Below are 22057 nucleotides of genomic sequence, written 5' to 3'. Positions count from 1 at the left end.
TCGCTATGTTTTCAGAATCACCAATTAAACGCAGAAAATCCACCCGTATTAATGTAGGCAATGTGCCTATTGGCGACGGCGCTCCAATTGCCGTGCAGTCGATGACTAATACCGACACCATGGATGTTGATGCAACCGTTGCACAAATTCAAGCTATACAAGATGCTGGCGCCGACATAGTAAGAGTATCGGTACCGACTATGGACGCAGCTGAAGCGTTTAAAAGTATAAAAGAGCAAGTCAGTATTCCGCTTGTTGCCGACATTCATTTTGATTACCGCATAGCCCTAAAAGTGGCAAAGTATGGCGTAGATTGCTTACGTATAAACCCTGGTAATATCGGAAGCGAAGAGCGCATTAGAGCTGTTGTTGATTCAGCTCGCGAGCACAACATTCCTATTCGTATTGGCGTTAATGGCGGCTCACTTGAGCGCGATTTACAGGAAAAATATGGTGAACCAACACCTGAGGCGTTATTGGAATCAGCAATGCGCCATGTTGATATATTACGTCGCCTTGATTTTGATCAATTTAAAATATCGGTAAAAGCGTCAGACGTATTTTTAGCTGTAGGCGCATATCGCTTGCTTGCAAAAGAAATAGACCAACCTTTGCATTTGGGTATCACTGAAGCTGGCGGCATGCGTTCAGGTTCAGTGAAATCGGCTGTTGGCTTAGGTATGTTACTTGCCGAAGGCATAGGCGATACATTACGTGTATCACTCGCCGCCGACCCGGTACAAGAAATAAAAGTAGGCTTTGATATATTAAAATCACTGCGCATTCGCTCTCGTGGTATTAACTTTATTGCCTGTCCTAGTTGCTCACGCCAAGAATTTGATGTAGTGAGCACTATGAACCAATTAGAAGAACGCCTTGAAGATATAATCGAACCGGTTTCTGTATCGGTTATTGGTTGTGTAGTAAATGGCCCTGGTGAAGCACTCGTCAGTGATATTGGCCTTGCCGGTGCAAATCGCCGTTCTGGTTTGTATATTAATGGTGAACGTCAAAAAGCCCGTATCGACAATAACAATATTGTTGAGCAACTAGAGGGCTACGTTCGCGATTTCATAGATAAAAAACAAAGCCAAACCCCTATCGATGTAAAAATAGTCGAATAAATAACGTATAAATCGCCAAGCACTCGTGTTTGGCGTTGACCTTTATAATAGATTTACCCAAGCATTCAAAAATACAGAGCTCAGCGCTTCATCGGGCTTTATATCAAAGTATTACTTTTAATAATGGTAATTTCTTTTAATTCCAACGACGCTCGCATCTTGAGGTCGTTTGGGTATATAATATTGGGTCAATTTTTAGCATTCTCGTTGTGTAAGCATTTTTTTATTACACATAAACAGTAATTAGGATTTATCAGTGGCAAAACAAATTCAGGCAGTTCGCGGTATGAACGATTGTCTGCCGGGCGATACACAAATTTGGCAGAAAGTAGAAAACATTTTACGCGAGACTGTAGCATCGTTCGGTTATCAAGAAATTCGTTTTCCTATTGTAGAATCAACCGATTTATTTAAACGCTCTATTGGTGAAGTAACCGATATAGTAGAAAAAGAAATGTACACCTTTGCTGATCGTAACGGCGACTTGCTAACACTTCGCCCTGAAGGCACCGCAGTGTGTGTACGTGCTGGCAACCAAAATGGCTTACTGTACAATCAAGAACAACGACTTTGGTACATGGGCCCAATGTTTCGTCATGAACGCCCGCAAAAAGGTCGTTATCGTCAGTTTCACCAATTTGGTTTAGAAACCTTTGGTATTGCCACAGCCGACATAGACGCAGAAGTTATTTTATTAACAGCGCAATTATGGAAAGCGTTCGGCATTAGCGAGCACGTACGTTTAGAGCTTAACTCTTTAGGTTCTAACGAAGCGCGCGCCGATTACCGAGATGCGCTTGTTGCTTACCTTGAACAACATACCGACGTGCTTGATGAAGACTCAAAACGCCGTATGTATTCAAACCCGTTACGTGTACTTGATAGCAAAAATCCAGACGTTCAAGCAATCTTAGTTGATGCGCCTAAATTATCTGAGCATTTAGATGCTGAATCAAAAGAACATTTTGAAAATTTATGTGAACGTTTAGACGCAGCTGGCGTCTCATACACGGTTAACGAAAAATTAGTGCGCGGTTTAGACTATTACAACCGCACAGTATTTGAATGGGTAACCGACAGCCTTGGCGCGCAAGGCACTGTGTGTGCAGGTGGACGTTACGACGGTTTAGTAGAGCAACTTGGTGGAAAAGCAACCCCAGCAGTTGGCTTTGCAATGGGCCTAGAGCGCTTAGTATTGTTACTCCAAGCACTTGAATGTGTTGGTGACATTCGTCGTAATGCTGATGTATATTTAGCGGCAATGGGCGACAAAGCAAGTATTCAAGCCCCAATTATCGCGTCAGAACTACGCCGTGATGTGGCTGGCCTTCGTGTGATGGTTCACGCGGGTGGCGGAAACTTTAAAAAACAATTAAAACGTGCCGATAAAAGCGATGCACTTGTTGCCGTAATTATTGGTGAAGATGAATTAGAGCAAGGCGTTGTGACCATAAAGTATTTACGCGAGCGTAAAGAACAAGTCACATTAAAATTAGAACAAGCTAAAGCGCTACTAGCTGAGCTTATAAACGGCTAAGCAGATATTAGAGGTAATCATGGATATACATTCAACAGAAGAAGAACAAGCAGAAGCAATTAAACGCTTTTTCCGTGAAAACGGTCTTTCACTGGCACTTGGTGTAATTGTCGGCTTAGGTGGCTTATACGGTTGGAAAGCTTACAACCAAAACCAAATTACAACCGCTGAGCAAGCGTCAGATTCTTACACTAAATTAGTTGAAGGTGATGATGTTTTATCGTCAGCTGATGCTTTTATCAGTGAAAATAAAGACACGAACTATGCTGCACTTGCAGCGTTTGTTGCCGCTAAAGATGCGGTAGAAGCACAAAAATTAGATGTTGCTAGCGAAAAGCTAAGCTGGATTGTATCAAACGTTGATAATGCAGAATTAAAAGCAATTGCGATTACACGTTTAGCGCGTATTCAAATTGCACAAACTAATTTTGACGATGCTTTAAGCACACTAAATGCACCATTACCTGAAGCATTTAATGCAAACGTTGCAGAGCTTAAAGGCGATATTTATGCTCAGCAAGGTAATAAAGAGCAAGCACGTACTGCTTATCAAGCCGCGGTAGATGCAGGAGGGTTAACAGGTAACCCACTTTTACAAGTTAAGTTAGATGACCTAGCAGTAACTAGCCCAGCGGCATAAGGTTTTAGGTATGAAAAAATTAACGACCGCAACCCTTGCCCTATGTATGGCAACGCTAATGGGTTGTTCATCAAGTGATGAAGAAGACGAACTAGTCCTTCCAGAAATCGTCAATCAGTTTGAAACTGATGTTGTTTGGCAAGAGTCTGTAGGTAGCGGCGTAGAGCATTATTTTTCTCGCTTAACACCTGCGGTTTACAAAGACACTGTTTATGTTGCTAACCGCGAAGGTCAAGTAGAAGCGTTATCGCTTGCTAACGGCGATGTACAGTGGGATACCGACGTACGCCAAGACACTTCTTTTTGGCCTTGGAGCGACGACGGTTCAGCAAAATTATCAGGTGGTATATTACAAGCTTATGGTAAACTGTATATCGGTTCTGAACATGGCTTTGTTGTAGCACTTGATCGCGAAACCGGCGAAGAGGTATGGCGTAAAAACGTACCTGGTGAATCACTTTCAAAAGCAGCAGCTGGCGACGGCTTAATATTTGTAAACTTAGGCTCGGGTAAATTACTGGCCCTTCATCCAGATACTGGTGAAGAGCGTTGGAGCTTTGAGCAAGAAGTGCCTGCGCTTACATTACGCGGACAAAGTGCACCCACTGTTGCCAATGGTGGTGTTTTAGTTGGCCTTGAAACAGGTAAATTAAGCGTATTAATTTCAGAAAGTGGTTACTCAGCTTGGAGTGCAGAAATTGCAGCTGCAAAGGGTGCCTCAGAATTTGAACGCCTAGTTGATGTAGACACACAGCCACTCATTAGCGGCCCATACGCTTATGCAATTGCATATAACGGCAACTTAGCTGCAGTAGATATTCGCTCTGGTAATGTTGTTTGGAAGCGCGAATACAGTAGCTATCGCGAAATTTCGATGGATGCGCAAAGTATTTATGTAGTAGACAGCAACGGCGTTGTTTATGCATTAGATAAAAATTCAGGTATTGAACGTTGGAGCCAACCCGCACTTCGTGGTTGGTACTTAACAGGTCCTGCTGTTACAGGTAACTATTTAGCCTTAGGCGACCAGGAAGGTAACCTACATTGGCTAAACAAAGACACTGGTGAGCTTGTATCTCGTGAAGACTTTGACAGCTCAGGCTTCTTTGTTGAACCTGTTGTTGCCGACGACAAACTGATATTATACACCCGTGACGGTGAAGTAAGTGCGGTAACAATACCAAACTAACTAGCTAACACTTAAAGGTTTTTTGTAAGGCTTCGCTCTGCGAAGCCTTTTGTTGTTTTTTAAAGAGGTAGTTTATGCTTCCCGTGATCGCTCTAGTTGGGCGACCCAATGTGGGCAAATCCACATTATTTAACCGTTTAACACGTACTCGTGATGCACTCGTAGCCGATTTTCCAGGTTTAACACGAGATAGAAAATATGGCCAAGCTAATTACGATGGCTATGAATTTATCGTGGTGGACACGGGCGGTATTGATGGCACAGAAGAAGGCATCGAGATCGAAATGGCTGACCAATCGCTACTTGCTATTGAAGAAGCCGACATCGTACTGTTTTTAGTAGACGCACGCGTAGGTATGACCGTTGCCGACCAAGCTATTGCCAATCATCTTCGCAAGCAAGACAAAAAATGTTTTGTTGTTGCCAATAAAACCGATGGCATAGACGCTGATTCAAACTGTGCTGAATTTTACCAGCTATCACTGGGTGAAATTCATCACATAGCAGCAGCGCATGGTCGTGGTATTACACTTTTACTTGAGCACACACTTCAACCTGTGATTGCCGAACTAGCAGCACAAGATGAAGACGTAGCCGATGACGATGAAGAGCTAATAGACCTTTACGAAGAAGGTGAAGGCGATGATACCGACCACCAAGCATTTGCAGATAAGCCGGTAAAGCTTGCAATTATTGGTCGTCCCAATGTAGGTAAGTCAACACTTACAAACCGTATACTAGGTGAAGAACGTGTAATTGTGTACGATATGCCAGGTACAACGCGCGACTCTATCTATATCCCTATGACACGTAACGAAAAAGAGTACGTGTTAATCGATACAGCCGGTGTACGTAAACGTAAAAAAGTAAGCGACGTAGTAGAAAAGTTTTCAGTTATTAAAACACTGCAGGCTATTGAAGATTGTAATGTTGTTTTACTAGTTGTAGATGCGCGCGATGGTATTTCTGATCAAGACTTAAGTTTATTAGGTTTTGCGCTTAACTCAGGTCGTTCATTGGTTATTGCCGTGAACAAATGGGATGGGCTTGATGACTACGTTAAAGATCGTATTAAAACCGAGCTTGACCGTCGTTTAGGCTTTATTGACTTTGCACGCTTGCACTTTATATCTGCACTTCATGGTACAGGTGTTGGCCACTTATTTGAATCCGTTGATGAAGCGTACGAGTCAGCAACTAAACGTATAAGTACTGCAATGCTACGCCGTATTATGGACATGGCACAGGCCGATCACCAGCCGCCTCTTGTTCGTGGTCGTCGTGTTAAGCTTAAATACGCGCATGCCGGTGGTTATAACCCGCCGCGTATTGTAATTCACGGTAACCAAGTTCATGATTTACCAGATAGCTACAAGCGCTACCTAATGAACTACTACCGTAAAGCACTTAAAATTATGGGCACCCCAATCAAAATTGAATTTAGAGAAGGTGATAACCCATTTGCAGGGCGTACTAATAAAGTAACGCTTTCGCAAAAACGTAAAATACGTGCTTTTGACAAAAGAAAACCGTAATAAATAAACGGCATAAGCGTTAATTTATTAACAAAAACGGCGTTACTTTTTAGTACGCCGTTTTTGTTTTAATACATTATTAAACGTTACAAGCTAAGTAAAGCTAAGCGCACTAAGTTCTCAACCGTGGTTTCGTGCGCTACTTTTATTTTTATTAGTTGGCATAAACCTAGAAGCAGGCGGTTTAATAGTTATAAACCCATGATTGGTGGACATTTCGTGCACTAACAGTTTTCGTTCTTTGGGGGTTAGGTGGTTTTCGTGTATTTTTGCAAGCTCGCCGCTATCAAGCCATATTCCCGCACAGTTTGGGCATTCATCTATTTCAACTGCTTTTAGCGGTGAAAAATACCTACGCATCATTACAATGCTTTTGCATTTTGGGCAATTTACTCGCATTGAAACATCGCCTTCATTTTCGGTATAGTTACTTAAGTGTTTAAGTAAAACCTGACCATGCTTTAACTCAGGCGAGCTAAACTTAAAAATTTGGCTGTTATCAAAAAACACGCCACCTTGCGCTGACGTAAAAACAGTAATGCCGCCAACAAGTAAAGGTTCAAGTGGCGTATTACTACGAGGACAATACATTTAAAATTCCTTTTTATTTATGTTCTTTTACTCAAGCGCTTTATCGATAAGCCCAACAAGCGGCGCTGGCAATGTAATATTACCTGCAAGTACAAACTCATGCGCGTCATCTGACATTTTTTGCCATGTACGGCGAATAATCCCTATCCATTTTTGCTCATCGTAATCAGGCTTACTATTAGCAAACCCCAACATGTAATGCTCAATAAATACGAGGCTTGCTACGTCTTCTACTAATTGGCTGTCTGGGTTACGTTTAATATTTTTTTTAGCCACCGCATCGTACACTCTGTTTTGCTCAGCTTCGCCGTAACCAGCTTGCTTCATAAGCGCAACAACACTACTTGCATGAAATATATAAAGTGCACTGCGCCATTGATGATAGCCTTGCTTGTTCATTTCAAAGTCACTACGCGGCGACTTCCAGCGTTGTATATGCTGCCCACGCACTGCAATTTGCATAAGCTCGCCAGCATCGGGGTTAAAACGGCTAAGCATGTCGCTCATTCGAGTAGCATAAAGGCTTTCTTTGGGCACGCTTTGCCCATTAAATTGCTCACTATTTGGGTCTTGGTTGTTTGCTTCATCAATCAAGGCGATTACTTTATTAAACATGACGGTCATTTTTTATAATAAGTTTTAATCATTCTAAACGCTGATAAAACAATAAACTAGAGCTGCTGTAAGTTATGTAGTGAAATTTGCTCAATCTTAAAATACAACCGATAAATACATAAGGGTAAAAGTAAGCGCATTGATTAAGTTAACTTGGTACTATATTGAGCACAAATTAAAATAAAAAAGCGCGACTAACTCGCCAATAACGGATCACTATGTTTAAAAAACGTATTTTAGCTATTTGCTTAGCAACCACCTCGCTACCAAGCCTTGCCGACAGCAACAGCGATTTAAAAACCATTATTGATAACCACTGGCAAAATGCCAAAGTTGAAAAAATATTTTTTCGAACCGACCCTGACGGTTGGAAACCAAACGGCACATTACCAAACTGGAGCGAGCAAGCCATTGCTAATCGCCAAACTTATAACAACAGCGTACTAAAAAGCTTAGCCAACATTGACCCAAAAACGCTCAATAACGAGCAACTAATGAACTATCGCTTATTTAAATATGAGCGCGAAACCGAGCAGCAAAGCTACCTTTATCAAGATAAGTATTTTCCGGTTAATTTTTTAAGTGGCTGGCATACTTACTTTGCAGAAGCACCCGCTAACATGGCTTTTTTAACAGCGGATGATTACAACGCATTTTTAATCAGCCTTGCCGACTACCCGCGCTTTAATCAGCAAAATATTGATTTAATGAAAGAAGGTATAAAAACAGGCTTTACTCATTACTGTAAAACCTTTGAAAATTACAGCCAAAGCATTAGCGCGCATTTAGTTAAAAACCCCGAAAAAAGCGCCCTTTACGAGCCCTTCACGCGTATACCTAATACATTTAGTGCAGCGCAAAAAGCGAGTTTAAAACAAAAAGCACAAGCGTTAATTGAAGAAAAAGTAATTCCTGCCTATCAGCATTTTTATGACTTTTTTAAAAATGATTACATGTCACACTGTAGAGCGAAGCCGGGCATTGCAAGCGTTGAAGGCGGGCTTGATTATTACAAATACACCGTTAATTACTACACCACAACTAACGCTACACCTAAACAAATACATGAGTTAGGCCTAAAAGAAGTCGCGCGTATTAAGGCGCAAATGCAAGCCATTATTGATGAAGTAGAATTTGATGGCACCTATAGTGAGTTTTTAGAATTTTTAGCAACCGATGAGCAATTTTACGCAAAAGACGCGCAAGACCTGCTTGAAAAAACAGCCTTTATTACGCAGAAAATGTATGGCAAATTGCCTACTTACTTTGGCCACTTACCGCGTAACACCTTTACTATTAAAGGCTCAGCAAGTCGTGGCGCGTTTTATATGCCACCGCCAGATAACCGCTCGCCAGGCACTTACTTTTTAGCCTCAACCCCTAAACTGCAGCCTTTATATAATTTAGAAGCACTTAGTCTGCACGAAGCCATACCCGGGCACCATTTACAAAACGCCATTGCTATGGAGCTAAATGTACCCGAATTTAGACGCACACTCAGCCACTCTGCATTTGGCGAAGGTTGGGCACTTTATACAGAACGTTTAGGTAAAGAAGCGGGTTTTTATCAAAGCCCTTACAGCGATTTTGGCCGTTTAGGTTACGAAATGTGGCGTGCAGTGCGCTTAGTGGTTGATACCGGTATTCATGCGTTTGGCTGGAGCCGCCAAAAAGCAATTGACTACCTAGCAAGCCACACAGCGTTGCCACAAAGCGCCGTGGAAGATCAAATAGACCGTTATATTTCATGGCCAGGCCAAGCGCTCTCTTACAAAATGGGCGAAATAAAAATACGCGAACTGCGCGCAAAAGCCGAAAAAGAACTAGGCCCACAATTTGATATACGCAGCTTCCACGATACCGTTATTGGCCAAGGCTCCCTGCCAATGGCTGTTCTTGAAGACGTTATAAACGATTGGATAGCAAAACAAAAAATGACAAAGTAAAACCGTACTTTAATAAAATAAGAGGCGGTTACTCTATCGCCTCTTCTCAAATCGCAACCTTGCACGTATTTATAAATTTACTCGATTAAAAACACGATTAACTAATCCTCAGCTACTTTTGTTTCGTAAATACAACATCTACAAAACCAGAGCAAAAGTATGAGCAAACGCATTTTATATTGGCTACAAAACGATTTACGCCTAAACGACAACCCAATTTTTAGCAAACTTGCACTACAGCAATGCGCACTAGACGTGGTGTTTGTAATTAACCCCAACTGGTTTAAAAACACGAATTATCAGCAAAAGCAGTATGGTGAAAACAAGTACACCTTTTTAATGCAAAGCCTTTATGAGTTACAGCAAGCATTAATTGCGTGTGGCCAAACTCTGCACGTGCTAGAAGGCGAACCAGTTAGTGTTTTAAAGCAACGTATTAAAGAGCAACACATTGATGAAGTGGTTTACAGTGAGCAATTTGGTGTGTACGAACAACGCGAAATTAATTTATTAAAAGCTCATTGTCCTGAAACCCAGTTTACCGGTACCCTGCAGGATACCTTGTATCAGCAAAACGACCTGCCATTTAACTTAACAGATTTACCCAAAAGCTTTACCCCATTTAAAAAGAAGGTTGAAGCTGCCAACATACCAATCACACTGTCGCACATTACAACCGAGCTATTGCCTAAACCTATTACGCTGTGCGCTAAAAACCCAATTGAGTTACCAAAAGCAGTTAACAACTCAATGCATGGCGGCTTAACAAGCGCACAAAAACACTGTGAACAATACTTTGCAGGCGAATTACCTAGCACTTACAAAATAACTCGCAACGCGCTTGACGGCTTTGACAACACCACTAAATTTAGCCCATGGCTTGCTTTTGGGTGTATTAGCGCAAAACAAATATACAATGCGGTTGAGCAATACGAACAAACATATACCGCTAACGATTCAACCTATTGGATTAAGTTTGAACTACTGTGGCGCGAATACTTTAAATGGCACGCGCTAAATGTACAAAGCAGCTTGTTTAGTTTTAAGGGGCAAAAGCAAACTAAGCCACTTACTACGTTTATGCCAAACCGTTTTGCTGCTTGGTGCCAAGGCACAACGCCTTACCCCTTGGTTAATGCCATCATGAAAGAGCTCAATGCCACCGGTTTTATAACAAACCGCTCAAGGCAAATTGTGGCAAGCTGCTTAGTTAACGAGCTGGCACTCGATTGGCGTTACGGCGCAGCTTATTTTGAGCAGCAGCTAATTGATCATGACGTAGCAGCCAATTGGGGCAACTGGCAGTACATAGCGGGAGTAGGCGTTGACCCACGTGGCGGGCGGCACTTCAATATTGAAAAGCAAACACAGCAGTTTGACCCTAAATCCATTTACACCAAAAAATGGGGAGGCAATCAAAGCCCAGATGCACAGCTCGATCACCTAAACGAAGTAGATTGGCCTATTTAAGCCAATCTACCTCCACCTAGTTATATTTAAAACAGCTGAGCAATGCCTACATTAATGGAAAAGCCACCTAAGGTTAAAAACAAAAATAAGCAGCCAGCTAATAACAGCGGTTTTATACCGGCTTGGCGAATAGCGCCAACATGTGTACGCAGCCCAAGTGCGACCATGGCAATGGTAAGTAGTATATTGTCAAACCATACAATGGCGTTTGTAGTACCTTGCGGAATAACCGATATCGAATGTATCCCGCTTGCCACTATAAACAAAACCGCAAACCAAGGGATTGTAATTCTTGATTTTTGCTCGCCGCCCTGTGCGTTTATGTTTGCATGCTTTTTACTTTGCCAAAACGATAAGCCTACTAAAAATGGCGCAAGCATCATTACGCGTAGCATTTTTTCTATCACTGCGGTGTCGGCTGCATTGGCACTTACCGCAGTCCCTGCTGCTACCACTTGCGCGACTTCATGAATGGTTGAACCAACAAAAATACCATATGCGTGCTCACTCAGCCCCATGTACTCAAGCATAATAGGGTAGGCAAACATACTTAACGTGCCAAACACCACAACCGTTGCCACCGCTACCGATACTTTATGTGCCTGAGCTTTTATAACCGGCTCTGTTGCCATTACCGCTGCAGCGCCACAAATAGAGCTACCCGCACCTATTAGTATGGTTGTTTGTTCATCAAGCTTAAAAACGCGCTTGCCTAGCTGCACTGCCAAAATAAATGTACCTAACAGCATTACTATATCGGTTAATAGGCCATGCCAGCCTACACCCGCTACTTGTGCAAAAGTAATCCTAAACCCAAATAAAATAACGCCCGCTTTAAGTAATATACTTTTAGCGTAATCAACGCCTACATCTGTACGCGTAGCAATGTGCGCAAAAACGCTGTTGCTCACAATAATGCCAAGCACAATACCAATTGTTAACGAGCTAAATTGCGCACTTTGCATTATAGGTAACTTACTTAATGCAACAGATGCCCCCGCTAACACAACCACCAGCAGCATACCTAACCACCAGCGCGTATCGCCGTATTGCTTAGTATTAATAACCAAAGGCTGAAACCCATTTTTAATAGCGCTAAGCATAATATTCCCTCACTTAAACCATATTGATGTGTTGACTTAATTGTAAGAAAGCTCAAAATATAACTCCAATATATTAAAATCATGATTTTATAACTTAAGGTTATACAATTTAGAGTTATACAATTTAAGGTTGTTTAATGAACTTACATGCACTTAGGGTGTTTTATACAGTGGCTAAATTGGGTAGCTTTTCAGGCGCAGCCGAAGCGCTTTTTATAAGCCAGCCCGCTGTTTCTAAGGCGCTAAAAGAGCTAGAGCATCAGTTAAATATGCAACTTATTGAGCGCGCATCTAAGGGTAAAAAGCTCACCTTAAGCGAAGGCGGTCAAGCTTTGTATGATCACGCCCGCAGTATTTTTGCTATCGAAAAAGCCGCCATTGACGATATAAAATCGCGCACAGGGCTTAAGCGCGGTACATTAGTTATAGGCACCAGCACCACCATTGCCAGTTATTGGCTACCGCCCTACTTAGCCAAATTTTGTGCGCAGTACCCACACATAAAAGTAGAAGTACAAGTGGCTAATACCGCGCAAATTGAGCACGCATTACTTGAATGCACTATCGATTTAGCACTGGTTGAAGGCACACCTACCGAGCCGCATATAATAAGTAAGCACTGGCAAAACGATTTAATGAGTGTGGTTATACCAAGTAACTTTAAGCCCGCTAAAGACTTAAACGCATGGTTAAACGAGCAGTTTTGGTTATTACGCGAGCCAGGCTCGGGCACGTTAGAAATGTCTGTAAAGTTATTAGCAGAGCATGGCGTGCAAGCTGAGCGCAGTATGCAATTAGGCAGCAACGAAGCCATTGCAAGGGCCGTTGCGCAAGGTATGGGAGTCGCTTTATTGCCAAATGTAGTTACTGAGGATTTAGTGCAGCTAGGTAAATTAACACGCCTGAGCCAAAAAAATAACGAGCAACTCTCTCGGCCTCTTCATCAACTGCATTATAAAGACAGGCCATCCTCGCATGCTGCCCAAGCGTTCGAAAAAAGCCTGTTTAGTGAATAGTGAATAGTGAATAGTAAATAGTGATCACAATTTATGTGCGGTAAGGCACCTGTAGAAAACTTATAAAGTTTAACATATGAAAAGCTCTTTAGTCTTTCTAATGCCTATTAGCTAAGTTAAAACTCAATTGCGTTAGGTGACACACCTCTCATGCTTCACTATTAAATTAAAATAATTTTTAAACATGTGTTCAGAACTGATATCCCTTAAATCCACATCAAAATAGTAGCCGCTTTCTAAAAGTTCCAAACTTTCTAAATCATTACAAATGCGTTCAAGAATTAAATATTTATACTTTGGAGTTATGCTTTTAATGTCATCCGGAATGAGCCCTTCGGCATCAAAATTCAAAACAACTCTTATACTGGTACCTGAATAGCCATAGTTTACAAAACTAATTCGGCTATCAATAGATGAAAAAAAAGCGCTGTAGTGATTTTTATCTTCTTCGTATTCCCATTGAGAAGCATCCCCCCAAATCAAGACAAAAATAACGCCAAAAGCAGCTGCAGCTACAAACAATTTGTTGGCATTTATCAAAAACCACAATTGAACTTTTTCAGATCGCATTAATTTCATAAGCCACATAACTTTTAAGTAAAAGACTAATAATCAAAACTAAAGTCTTGCTCATTCACATGTGTGAGTAATATAACCAGGCTCAAGACAAATACTTTGATGCTAAACCAATACCAATAATTAAAATAATTAATAAAACCCAATATCTTTTTGAACCATCTAAATTTTCACCGCACACAGGGCAAGATGATGACGCGATTGGAGTCTCGTTAAGATTTGTCGTTTTAACTACAGGTGAAGTAATCCCTGCTTTACACTTTTTACACTTCATAAATATCCATTTTAACTATAAATAAAATTGCGGGATGATTCTCACATAACCCTTACAAACCCTGTGTTAAATCTTCTGCCAATGACCCCGTTGGTTTTTCAATCACACGCACCAACTCTTTACCATTTTGTTTAACAATAAATGTAGGGGTGTATTTTAAATCATGTGCCTCAGCAACACCTGCATCGTCTCGCTTGTTGAAACCCACAGCCACATAGTTAACACTTGCCAGTTCAACTTTTGACTGTTCAAGAAGCTTAATGAGTTTAGGTACTTCGCGGTGGCTGTCGTGACACCAAGTACCAAATAATACAATTAGCTCTTTACCTTCTAGCTTTTGCATTAACGCAATGTCTTGTGCTGTTGGCGTGAATGCTTTGTATTGCTCGCTAAACTTATCGTAATCGTTTAGTAAAGCCTGCGCGCTTATCTCACCTGAAAATGGCGCAACATCGTCAGCACACGCTGCCAATGGCATGCTTAAGGCGCATAATAAAATTAATTTTTTAATCATTAGGTTAAGGTAACTTTTAAAATGAGTAATTAAGTTCACTATACTGAATATTACTGAATGTTTACACATTGTTTGCACCTTCTTTTTTTATTGTTTTACCACGTTATTAAAATAAAAAAGATCGCATCAATGACCATAAAACCCCTACTATTTTATTCATTAATTACCTCCACTACATTTTTGTATGGCTGTGGCGGTACTGAGCAAACAACCGATAGCAGCACAGAGCAAACTGACTCATCATCAACAATTACCTCAACGGGCTTAGTTATTAACGAAATTGTTGCAAGCCCACGCGATACCACCTACGATTGGATTGAGCTATACGCCACTGAAGATATAGCCGACTTATCGGTATTTTCACTTGTTGATGATAACGCCGACAGAGAGCCTCAAGCTTTGCCCGCAGCATCGCTTTCCCAAGGTGAGTTTATTGTTATTCAAGCCATTGATGAAACCGATACACCGCCCGATAACGGTTATTACGTCACCTTTAAACTAGGTAGCGACGATGCGGTTACGTTATACGAGGACGGCACTGCTATCTCTGTACTTGATTGGGAAGAAGGCGAAGCCGCTGAAGGTTTTAGTTACGGCTTATATACCGATGGCACCGGCACCGCGCAAACACTAACGCCCACAGAGGGCGCAGCTAACCAAACAGCAGATACCTCAACACTTGTTACAACGCTAATTGCTGAAGATGCGCCACTGCGTATAAACGAAGTAGTAGCAAAAGATAGCGGCGGTGGCGAGGACTGGATAGAGCTTTATGTAACAAGCAGTAGCGATGTGTATTTAGCAGACTACACACTAAGTGATGACAATAACGAACAATTTGCTCTACCCGATATCACGTTATCGCCGGGTGAGTTTTATCGTATTTACGCAAGCACCGATGATTTAGGCGACCTGCCAAGCGTTGCGTTTAAATTAGGCTCAAGCGATACCGTAAACCTTTACAGTAACAATGTAATTATAGAGCAGTTATCGTGGAATAAAGGCCAAGCGCTAAGTGGTTACAGCTATGGCCGCTACCCAGATGGCAGTGATGCAACTGCGGTACTCACTCCAACAGAACTTAGCTCAAACAGCCAAGCAACCCACGGGCCTCTCGTTATTAACGAAATAGTGGCAAGCGCCGCAGACGATGGCAACGACTGGTTTGAGCTATACAACAACAGCGCAAATACAATTAACTTAGCCAACTACCACGTTATTGATGAAAGCGACGACATAGACCCCGTTACCCTGCCCGACATAGATTTATACGCGGGTGAATACATAACCATTTATGCCACCGATGAAGACCCAGGCACTTACTACGTCCCGTTTAAACTAGGCAAAGAAGACGAGCTAAGCTTAATACTCAACGATGAAGTAATTGACTACATTGACTGGGATGAAAGTGATGTAGCCACAGGCTTTAGTTACGGCCTAAGTAGCAGTACAGGCTTTACTCATGCGTTTTTAACACCTACCCCAAGTAGTGAAAATACAGTTGCAACTGCCTTTACACCCACAGCGGTTAATACGCTTTCTATTACAATTAGCGACGAAAACTGGCAAGACATTCTAGATAACCCACTTGATGAGGAATATCACGAAACCGCTATTACCTTTAATGGGGTAACACTCGATAGCGTAGCTATTCGCACTAAAGGCGGCTCAAGCTTAAGCAGCGTTGCCAACTCTAGCAGCGACCGTTACAGTTTTAAGGTCGATATTAACGAATATGTGTCGGGGCAAAAGTTTTTTGGGCTAAAAAAATTCACACTACAAAATTCGTTTAACGATCCGTCGTACATGCGTGAAGTAATCGCCTACGAGCTAATGGATGAAATGGGCGTACCAACGCCTGAGCATGCTTACGTTAACTTTTATGTAAACGGCGAACTATTTGGTTTGTATTTAATGGTAGAAGCCGTAGATGGCGAATTTGTTGAAAAACACTTTACCAACAGTAATGGCGATTTATACAAGCCAGATGGCACAGGCAGCGATTTATTATGGCTAGGTGACGACATACAAAGCTACACCGATATAAACCTGCAAACCAACGAAGACACCACAGATAACGGCGCCTTTATTAACTTTGTTGAATCGCTCGATAAAGGCGAAACCAGCGCCATAGAAGTAGACACACTTTTACGTTATATGTCGGTAAGTACTTCACTGTCTAATTTAGATAGCTACCACGGCCCGCTTGCACATAACTATTATATTTACGATGACGATGGCGTATTTAGCATTTTGCCGTGGGATTTTAACGAGTCATTTGGCACCTTTGCCATGGATTGTAATGGCGTAGATGTAAGAGAGCTCTACATTGATGAGCCAGTAAGCGGCGCATTAAGCGAGCGCCCGTTAATTGCTAATGTATTTGCCGAGCAAAGCAACCTAGACACGTACCACAGTTACTTAACACAGCTTATTAATGGCTCACTTTCAAGCGACACATTTAACGCACGCGTAAATGAAATAGCCGACCTAATTCGTGAGCACGTACAAAACGACCCAACCAGCTTTTATGGATCAACCTACTTTGAGCAAAACCTAACCTCTACAACGGGGCAGTTTTACGGCTTAACGTCGTTTATGCAGTACCGCGTAGCAAATATGGCCGCGCAGCTCGATGGCACATTGCCTTCAGCTGGCGATGGCAGCGGATTTTGCGCTAGATAAACAACCCATCCTTCATGCGGTGTCAGCACGCTGGCACTGCACTCTATAACTTTGCAATTTAATAATCTGAGAAAATTATGACAATTCAAGCACGTTTTAAGGATGAACTTTTTGAAAAGGACGCTTCAATCTCACCTGTAACAATTACTGCAATAAACACTAAAAATAAGCAGGCTCAGCCTGAAAAACCAGATGCGCATGGCTCATTAACAAGCTTAATTAACGAGTTACTTATTCCGTTTGAAGGTTACGGATTAAACGATCTTAATAACGCTAATTTAATGAACCGTGTAGACAGTAAGTTTATGCTGCCACTTTCTTTTTTACCTGAGCTACTTACTCATATACAAGGCCAGTACCGTGTACTTGATATACAAGGCAAGCGTTTATTTTCTTATTATAATCAGTATTTTGATACGCCCGAGCTTGATTTATATAAAGCCCATCATAACGGTAAGCTTAATCGCTACAAAGTACGCCAAAGGCGCTACGTTGATACCGCCACCGAATACCTAGAAGTAAAACTAAAAAACAACCAAAGCCGCACAGTAAAAACACGTATTAAGCTCGAAAAAAACAACGAGCAAGCCCATTGTACTGCGTTTATGAAAGAGCAAATGAAAAACAGCTTTGCACATTTAAACGTAACCCAGCAAAGCGGCTATAACCGTATAGCGCTAGCCAACGAAGAAAAAGCCGAGCGCTTAACGCTTGATTTTAACCTGTGGTACAACACCCCAAAAGGGGATAACAAAATAACCTTACCAGGCTTTTTTATTGCCGAACTTAAGCAACGTAAAAAAACAAAACGCTCGCCATTTTATAAACTTATGAGCAAACACCACATATTCCCAGCCTCGTTTAGTAAATACTGCATTGGCTGTGCTTTGCTCTACCCCGAGCGCTTAAAAGTAAACCGCTTTAAACCTGTTTTAGCCCGTTTAAAACACCTTAACCGCACTAACCCACTATTACCTTTAGAGAATAATTAAAATGACAAAATTAGATCTTATTTTTCTTTCCCGCTTTTTAGTAAACATCCTATCGCTGGCTGTACTTTGCTATGGCTGTTATTTTCGCATCAGTAAAAATGCAGTGGTGGCAGGCTCGTTTATTTTATTTGGCGTAGGCGTTTTTATTATTACCTTTTTGCTGCACGGGGTTGATATGTCGATGGAATTTGCATTTGGCCTATTTGCCGTATTTACCATGCTAAGGTACCGCACTGAGTCTATTTCTATTAAAGAAATGACTTACTTATTCCTTGTTACTGCCATTGCTTTACTGACCTCTGTAGGGCAAATGAGCCTAATTGAGCTAAGTATTCTTAATGGCATAATTTGCTTAATTGCCTTTTTGATTGACTCAAGCGTATTTGTAAAACGCTACGAAGTACAAAGCGTTTGCTACGAGCGCATAGAAAACATAACCCCACAAAACCAAGCCACATTAATCGATGATTTAAAACAGCGCACAGGCCTAAACGTCGTTGCCGTAGATATAGAACACATCGACTTTTTAAGAGACGTAGCGCAACTAAAAGTAAGTTACCTAGCCGAAAAACAAATAAAGGCAGCCTAACATGATCTCTAAACAAACGATTACTTATGCGGCACTTTCAGCTCTTTGCTTTGTTAGTAACGCAAGCTTTGCCAAAATTAACGACGATATAGACCTAAGCGGCTATATCATGCTCGACTACAACAAGTTTGATAGCTCATTGTTAGAGGGACAATACGACAGCAACGATTCAGAAAGTACCTCTGAAATACGCCGCGCTCGCCTAAGTTTTAAATCAGACATAAGTAAAGACTGGAAAAGTAAATTTCAACTTGGCTTTGCCGATGGCGAAACCGAAATAAAAGACGCCTACCTAGAATACTCTGGCTGGGAATTTGCCGATTTAACCATAGGCCAACAAAAAGAAGGTTTTGGCCTAGAAAAACTAACCAGCTCGCGTAAATTGCTAATGCTCGAACGCAGCATGATAAGCGAAGCGTTTTCACCAGGACGCAGCTTAGGTATTAGCCTTTCCGGGGACATAGCCTCTGTAAATTGGCAACTAGGTTATTACAAGCCCGATGAAGACGAAGCAACGTCTGCTATTACAGGGCGCGTAGCTTGGGTGCCATGGCAGCAAAACACCAACCTTTTACACCTAGGCATCGCATTTAGTGAGAGGCAGTACGACGGTAACGAATTTAGAGTGAATGAACCTCTTGAAGTTTATACCGCTGACTCATTAATAGAAGGCGATAAAATTAATGCAGATAGCCTCTCGCAACAAGGCGTAGAGCTACTATGGCTTAAAAATAGATTTACCATGATGGCCGAGTGGCAACAAGCACAAGTAACCAGTATTGAAAATTCAACTAACGATTACGAAGGCGGCTATTTGCAATTTGGTTATCAGCTATCGGGCGGATACCGTAAATATAAAAACGCAAAACTAGGCGCAAGCTCAGAGCCAGGCTGGGAGCTCACTGGCCGCTACAGCCTACTTAAGCTCAAACAAGAAAACCAAGACGCAAAAACCTACTCCCTCGGCGTTAACTACACCGTAAACAAAAACATAAAGTTTATGGCCGACTACATTAAAGCCGATTACTACGAGGCAGGCGGTACTATCACATCGGGCAATGCAATCTCATTAAGGCTACAGTATTCGTTTTAATACGTTTGGTGTTTAGTAGATTAGCCCAAACCTGTGTTAAACGTTACGTTTAATACAGGGGCTTATTTTAATAGAGCTGTTATAAGCTCCTAAAGGTTACTTATCAGGCTTGTACTTATTCCACTAATTACAGTAAGGGATTTAAGTTTACCTGTTCACTAATTAATATCGTTCAATAAAAATGAACACCAGCATTTAGTGAACAAAAGATGGACAAGGGCTAATACAGGCAGCTATCGAAAAACTAAACTTGCAAACGAGTTTAGGCACAAAGTATGAAACTTTTAAAAAGAGTGTACTGAGGGCGAACTCGCTTTGCCTAATGTTAAAAGCAATGCATAGTAAAAACGCTGCCCATGCCGAATCACTCTTAATTGCTTTGTTAGCTGCGTTTCAAAATTGGCAATACTTCAGGTATTTCAGTATCTAACATTTCCAAAACGCTTTTAAAACCATGTATAGGTGACCACCCTAATTTGTCACATGCAGATGATGAATCATATACGCGATCTAAGCTTTGAGGTAGTTGCCAATCTCTTTGTTTAAATGCTAGCGCGATGTCAGGACATTGACGCTCGATGACAGATGCAGCATCAGTGTATAGAGCTTCACAATCAGAAAGTTGAAAAGGTGTAGCGCCTGAGATTATAAAACGATTAAAACCACTTAAGCGTTTTTCCACAGAACATAAATGAGCGTTTGCTACATCACGAGCATCTATGCCACGAGTAAGGCGAAATACTGCCATTAAATCCGCAGGTTCAGGAAAACATCTCGACATTTGCAGCACAGTAACTGGAAGCTGAAACAACTTTGAAATTTCTTCTAGCTTAGCTTCAGCCGCAATTTTACTTTTATGATAAATCGACTTGGGTTGAGGTGTGACGTCTTCATTTATCCAACCAGCAATACCTTTAGGTGTTGAAGCATAGCCGTACAATGCAGTAGTGCTGGTAAAAATAAAGTGCTTAATACCTGCTTTTAATCCAGCCAGAGCGAGTTTCTCGGTCGCGTCTACGTTGATAGACTGAAACTCTGAATCAGGTACTAAACCAACATGTGGAGCGTGAAGAGCCGCTGTATGAATGATGACATCAACATTTTTAAGAGCCCGATCAATCAGATCACTATCAAGAATATCACCAATGTAATCGGCTGTTGAGCAAGGCGTTTTATCAATGCCGACCACGTCATGGGTGCGCATTAATTTAATATAGATTGCACGCCCGACTCTACCGGCAGAGCCTGTTACTAAAATTCTCATCAAAACACCTTACTAATGATTGACCTCAAAGCAGCTAACTTTTAAATAAGGGGCGCAGGCATGTGGGGCATAATGGCAAAGCCGCCCCGCGTGTATGCATCCCAGCCCGCGCAGCGGGCGAACTTGATTTTTTTGTTATGTGACTTACCCAAAAAAACAAGCGTATTCATCATGATCTATAACGGCAAAGACTTGCTCAATAGTTTTTACATACATATTTGGCTCATAGCCATGCCATTTTAGATCTTGTCGCATCCAGAAAATTTTCCATTTACCTTGAGCGAGGATAAAAGTTGCTTTAGCCATGTCCAGGTCATGATATTCATTTGGGCTGTTCCAAACAGGACGCGTTTCATATATATAAACTGATTGCTTCTCCAGCCGCCAACCAATGTCTAACTCATTTCTAATATGCACTGGTGGCCTACGCTTATTTAAAAAAGCGTTGGCAGCTTTTTCTATCTTCTTTATTTCGAATTCACTTAAGGCCATAAAAGTTTAATTTTCCACCTGTCACATAACGCCCGCAACAGCGGAAATTTAGGAGCGCTAGCGAGTAAATTTTCAGACTGCTTGCGCTTGTTAACACTTTATAGTTTGTGGTTAGCAACATCGCTCAACTTATGCTCTTTTATCATCCATCGCGCTATTTCACCGAACTCATTTTCGAGTTCAGAAAATATATGGGCTGTTCTTGGACTTATCAAAGGGCTCATTTCAGAAGCAGGAAGATTATACTTAATTGGTTCTTTTCTAAACTCGTAGCCCCAATTTGCGATAGCAGCGAGGTTTAATGCAATTTTTGTATTCTTGATTTTGTTCCAAATCTCTCTTTGATGCTCTATGGGCATTCTTTCACCAAGAGTAATTGATTTTATCGCATCCATGGGAACATCCATCACATAAACTGGAAAGCCGTTATAGTCACTAACCTTTTTACAGTCAGAGAGGTTTCTAACGATTCTACATTCCTGCTCGTATTCCCAATCCTTGGGTTTTACACAAAGCTCCGCTATAGGAATTGGAGATTCACCGTTTAAATAAGAACCAATGTCCTTTTTAGGTCTATGCTCTCTATACTCTATATCAAATAGGCCCGTGAAAAATTCATGCTCTTCGTCAAACTCAATAACAGATCCTGAGTACTCACCCGCGTAGTGTGACCACATTAGCAGGGATGATTCATTTTTGGATAAGCAAAGAATACCAACGGACTGATTCAGCGAGCTTAAAATCTTTCTAGAGTTAATGTCGTTGCAATGGTCAGATTCAAAGTCAATTGCCAATTCTCCAACACTTGGCTT

General features: G+C 41.5%; 18 protein-coding genes and 2 pseudogenes. 12 read left to right on the top strand and 8 right to left on the bottom strand.

What is annotated here, in order from left to right:
- The first annotated feature begins 5 nt into the window (after positions 1–5).
- The 5 genes and pseudogenes from ispG to der all read left to right on the top strand — a co-directional run bounded on the left by ispG (position 6) and on the right by der (position 6032).
- On the top strand, positions 6–1124 hold the full coding sequence (ispG, locus tag P20480_RS16535) for a flavodoxin-dependent (E)-4-hydroxy-3-methylbut-2-enyl-diphosphate synthase (RefSeq protein WP_006793571.1): 1119 nt from the start codon (positions 6–8) through the stop codon (positions 1122–1124).
- Positions 1125–1380: 256 nt separating this feature from the next.
- Positions 1381–2661 carry a histidine--tRNA ligase gene (gene hisS, locus P20480_RS16540; protein ID WP_008126587.1) on the top strand — a complete coding sequence of 427 codons (1281 nt, stop codon included), beginning with the start codon at positions 1381–1383 and terminating at the stop codon, positions 2659–2661.
- 19 nt (positions 2662–2680) lie between these two features.
- Positions 2681–3301: a YfgM family protein gene (locus P20480_RS16545; RefSeq protein ID WP_006793569.1), complete on the top strand. Its 621-nt coding sequence runs from the start codon at positions 2681–2683 to the stop codon at positions 3299–3301.
- 10 nt (positions 3302–3311) lie between these two features.
- Positions 3312–4490 carry an outer membrane protein assembly factor BamB gene (bamB, locus tag P20480_RS16550; protein ID WP_008126586.1) on the top strand — a complete coding sequence of 393 codons (1179 nt, stop codon included), beginning with the start codon at positions 3312–3314 and terminating at the stop codon, positions 4488–4490.
- 74 nt (positions 4491–4564) lie between these two features.
- Positions 4565–6032: pseudogene (der, locus tag P20480_RS16555) on the top strand (ribosome biogenesis GTPase Der).
- A gap of 79 nt (positions 6033–6111) precedes the next feature.
- Here der and P20480_RS16560 read toward each other — a convergent pair.
- Positions 6112–6616 (bottom strand): annotated as a pseudogene (locus P20480_RS16560) (TFIIB-type zinc ribbon-containing protein).
- Positions 6617–6643: 27 nt separating this feature from the next.
- Entirely contained in the window at positions 6644–7231 is a 588-nt protein-coding gene (locus P20480_RS16565; RefSeq protein WP_008126583.1) for a DUF4202 domain-containing protein, read from the bottom strand.
- Positions 7232–7449: 218 nt separating this feature from the next.
- Between P20480_RS16565 and P20480_RS16570 the strand changes: the two genes are divergently transcribed.
- Positions 7450–9177: a DUF885 domain-containing protein gene (locus P20480_RS16570; RefSeq protein WP_008126582.1), complete on the top strand. Its 1728-nt coding sequence runs from the start codon at positions 7450–7452 to the stop codon at positions 9175–9177.
- Positions 9178–9336: 159 nt separating this feature from the next.
- Positions 9337–10647: a DASH family cryptochrome gene (locus P20480_RS16575; RefSeq protein WP_008126580.1), complete on the top strand. Its 1311-nt coding sequence runs from the start codon at positions 9337–9339 to the stop codon at positions 10645–10647.
- A gap of 26 nt (positions 10648–10673) precedes the next feature.
- Here P20480_RS16575 and P20480_RS16580 read toward each other — a convergent pair whose 3' ends face one another.
- Positions 10674–11750, bottom strand: coding sequence for a YeiH family protein (locus P20480_RS16580; protein WP_008126579.1), 1077 nt, complete (start codon positions 11748–11750; stop codon positions 10674–10676).
- Between the two features lie 137 nt (positions 11751–11887).
- Here P20480_RS16580 and P20480_RS16585 point away from each other — a divergent pair, with 137 nt between their 5' ends.
- A complete protein-coding gene (locus P20480_RS16585; RefSeq protein WP_008126578.1) occupies positions 11888–12766 on the top strand; it encodes a LysR family transcriptional regulator in 879 nt (292 codons plus the stop codon).
- A 132-nt stretch (positions 12767–12898) separates the two neighbouring features.
- On the opposite strand, the gene P20480_RS16590 is transcribed toward P20480_RS16585, so the two are convergent.
- Both P20480_RS16590 and P20480_RS16600 read right to left on the bottom strand, forming a co-directional pair.
- A complete protein-coding gene (locus P20480_RS16590) occupies positions 12899–13345 on the bottom strand; it encodes a hypothetical protein (protein ID WP_138740906.1) in 447 nt (148 codons plus the stop codon).
- Between the two features lie 323 nt (positions 13346–13668).
- Positions 13669–14130, bottom strand: a complete 462-nt coding sequence (locus tag P20480_RS16600) for a thioredoxin family protein (RefSeq protein WP_033024905.1) — start codon at positions 14128–14130, stop codon at positions 13669–13671.
- A 129-nt stretch (positions 14131–14259) separates the two neighbouring features.
- On the opposite strand from P20480_RS16600, the gene P20480_RS16605 reads away from it, so the two are divergent.
- The 4 genes from P20480_RS16605 (at position 14260) to P20480_RS16620 (ending at position 19489) form a co-directional block, all read left to right on the top strand.
- The gene (locus P20480_RS16605) at positions 14260–16815 is read left to right on the top strand and encodes a CotH kinase family protein (protein WP_008126574.1); all 2556 of its coding nucleotides are present in this window, start codon (positions 14260–14262) and stop codon (positions 16813–16815) included.
- 77 nt (positions 16816–16892) lie between these two features.
- Entirely contained in the window at positions 16893–17807 is a 915-nt protein-coding gene (locus P20480_RS16610; protein ID WP_008126573.1) for a polyphosphate polymerase domain-containing protein, read from the top strand.
- Position 17808: 1 nt separating this feature from the next.
- Positions 17809–18396, top strand: a complete 588-nt coding sequence (locus P20480_RS16615) for a DUF4956 domain-containing protein (RefSeq protein ID WP_008126572.1) — start codon at positions 17809–17811, stop codon at positions 18394–18396.
- A gap of 1 nt (position 18397) precedes the next feature.
- Positions 18398–19489 carry an OprO/OprP family phosphate-selective porin gene (locus P20480_RS16620; protein WP_008126571.1) on the top strand — a complete coding sequence of 364 codons (1092 nt, stop codon included), beginning with the start codon at positions 18398–18400 and terminating at the stop codon, positions 19487–19489.
- Between the two features lie 382 nt (positions 19490–19871).
- On the opposite strand, the gene P20480_RS16625 is transcribed toward P20480_RS16620, so the two are convergent.
- The 3 genes from P20480_RS16625 to P20480_RS17480 form a co-directional block, all read right to left on the bottom strand.
- Positions 19872–20753 carry an NAD-dependent epimerase/dehydratase family protein gene (locus P20480_RS16625; RefSeq protein ID WP_008126570.1) on the bottom strand — a complete coding sequence of 294 codons (882 nt, stop codon included), beginning with the start codon at positions 20751–20753 and terminating at the stop codon, positions 19872–19874.
- Positions 20754–20897: 144 nt separating this feature from the next.
- Complete coding sequence (locus P20480_RS16630) at positions 20898–21245, bottom strand: DUF3024 domain-containing protein (protein ID WP_004586968.1); 348 nt, start codon at positions 21243–21245, stop codon at positions 20898–20900.
- 98 nt (positions 21246–21343) lie between these two features.
- A partial coding sequence (locus tag P20480_RS17480) for a DUF2971 domain-containing protein (RefSeq protein WP_033024894.1) occupies positions 21344–22057 on the bottom strand: 714 nt, incomplete at its 5' end.

Origin of the sequence: Pseudoalteromonas sp. BSi20480 (genome assembly GCF_000241365.1) — a bacterium.
Lineage (GTDB): Bacteria > Pseudomonadota > Gammaproteobacteria > Enterobacterales > Alteromonadaceae > Pseudoalteromonas > Pseudoalteromonas marina.
This window is presented reverse-complemented; position numbering and strand designations above follow the sequence as displayed.

Bases quoted from the DNA above. Each gene is read 5' to 3' on its own strand.
- ispG (WP_006793571.1), top strand. From the start codon at position 6: ATGTTTTCAGAATCACCAATTAAACGCAGAAAATCCACCCGTATTAAT.
- P20480_RS16545 (WP_006793569.1), top strand. From the start codon at position 2,681: ATGGATATACATTCAACAGAAGAAGAACAAGCAGAAGCAATTAAACGC.
- bamB (WP_008126586.1), top strand. From the start codon at position 3,312: ATGAAAAAATTAACGACCGCAACCCTTGCCCTATGTATGGCAACGCTA.
- P20480_RS16565 (WP_008126583.1), bottom strand. From the start codon at position 7,231: ATGTTTAATAAAGTAATCGCCTTGATTGATGAAGCAAACAACCAAGAC.
- P20480_RS16570 (WP_008126582.1), top strand. From the start codon at position 7,450: ATGTTTAAAAAACGTATTTTAGCTATTTGCTTAGCAACCACCTCGCTA.
- P20480_RS16575 (WP_008126580.1), top strand. From the start codon at position 9,337: ATGAGCAAACGCATTTTATATTGGCTACAAAACGATTTACGCCTAAAC.
- P20480_RS16580 (WP_008126579.1), bottom strand. From the start codon at position 11,750: ATGCTTAGCGCTATTAAAAATGGGTTTCAGCCTTTGGTTATTAATACT.
- P20480_RS16585 (WP_008126578.1), top strand. From the start codon at position 11,888: ATGAACTTACATGCACTTAGGGTGTTTTATACAGTGGCTAAATTGGGT.
- P20480_RS16590 (WP_138740906.1), bottom strand. From the start codon at position 13,345: ATGAAATTAATGCGATCTGAAAAAGTTCAATTGTGGTTTTTGATAAAT.
- P20480_RS16600 (WP_033024905.1), bottom strand. From the start codon at position 14,130: ATGATTAAAAAATTAATTTTATTATGCGCCTTAAGCATGCCATTGGCA.
- P20480_RS16605 (WP_008126574.1), top strand. From the start codon at position 14,260: ATGACCATAAAACCCCTACTATTTTATTCATTAATTACCTCCACTACA.
- P20480_RS16610 (WP_008126573.1), top strand. From the start codon at position 16,893: ATGACAATTCAAGCACGTTTTAAGGATGAACTTTTTGAAAAGGACGCT.
- P20480_RS16615 (WP_008126572.1), top strand. From the start codon at position 17,809: ATGACAAAATTAGATCTTATTTTTCTTTCCCGCTTTTTAGTAAACATC.
- P20480_RS16620 (WP_008126571.1), top strand. From the start codon at position 18,398: ATGATCTCTAAACAAACGATTACTTATGCGGCACTTTCAGCTCTTTGC.
- P20480_RS16625 (WP_008126570.1), bottom strand. From the start codon at position 20,753: ATGAGAATTTTAGTAACAGGCTCTGCCGGTAGAGTCGGGCGTGCAATC.
- P20480_RS16630 (WP_004586968.1), bottom strand. From the start codon at position 21,245: ATGGCCTTAAGTGAATTCGAAATAAAGAAGATAGAAAAAGCTGCCAAC.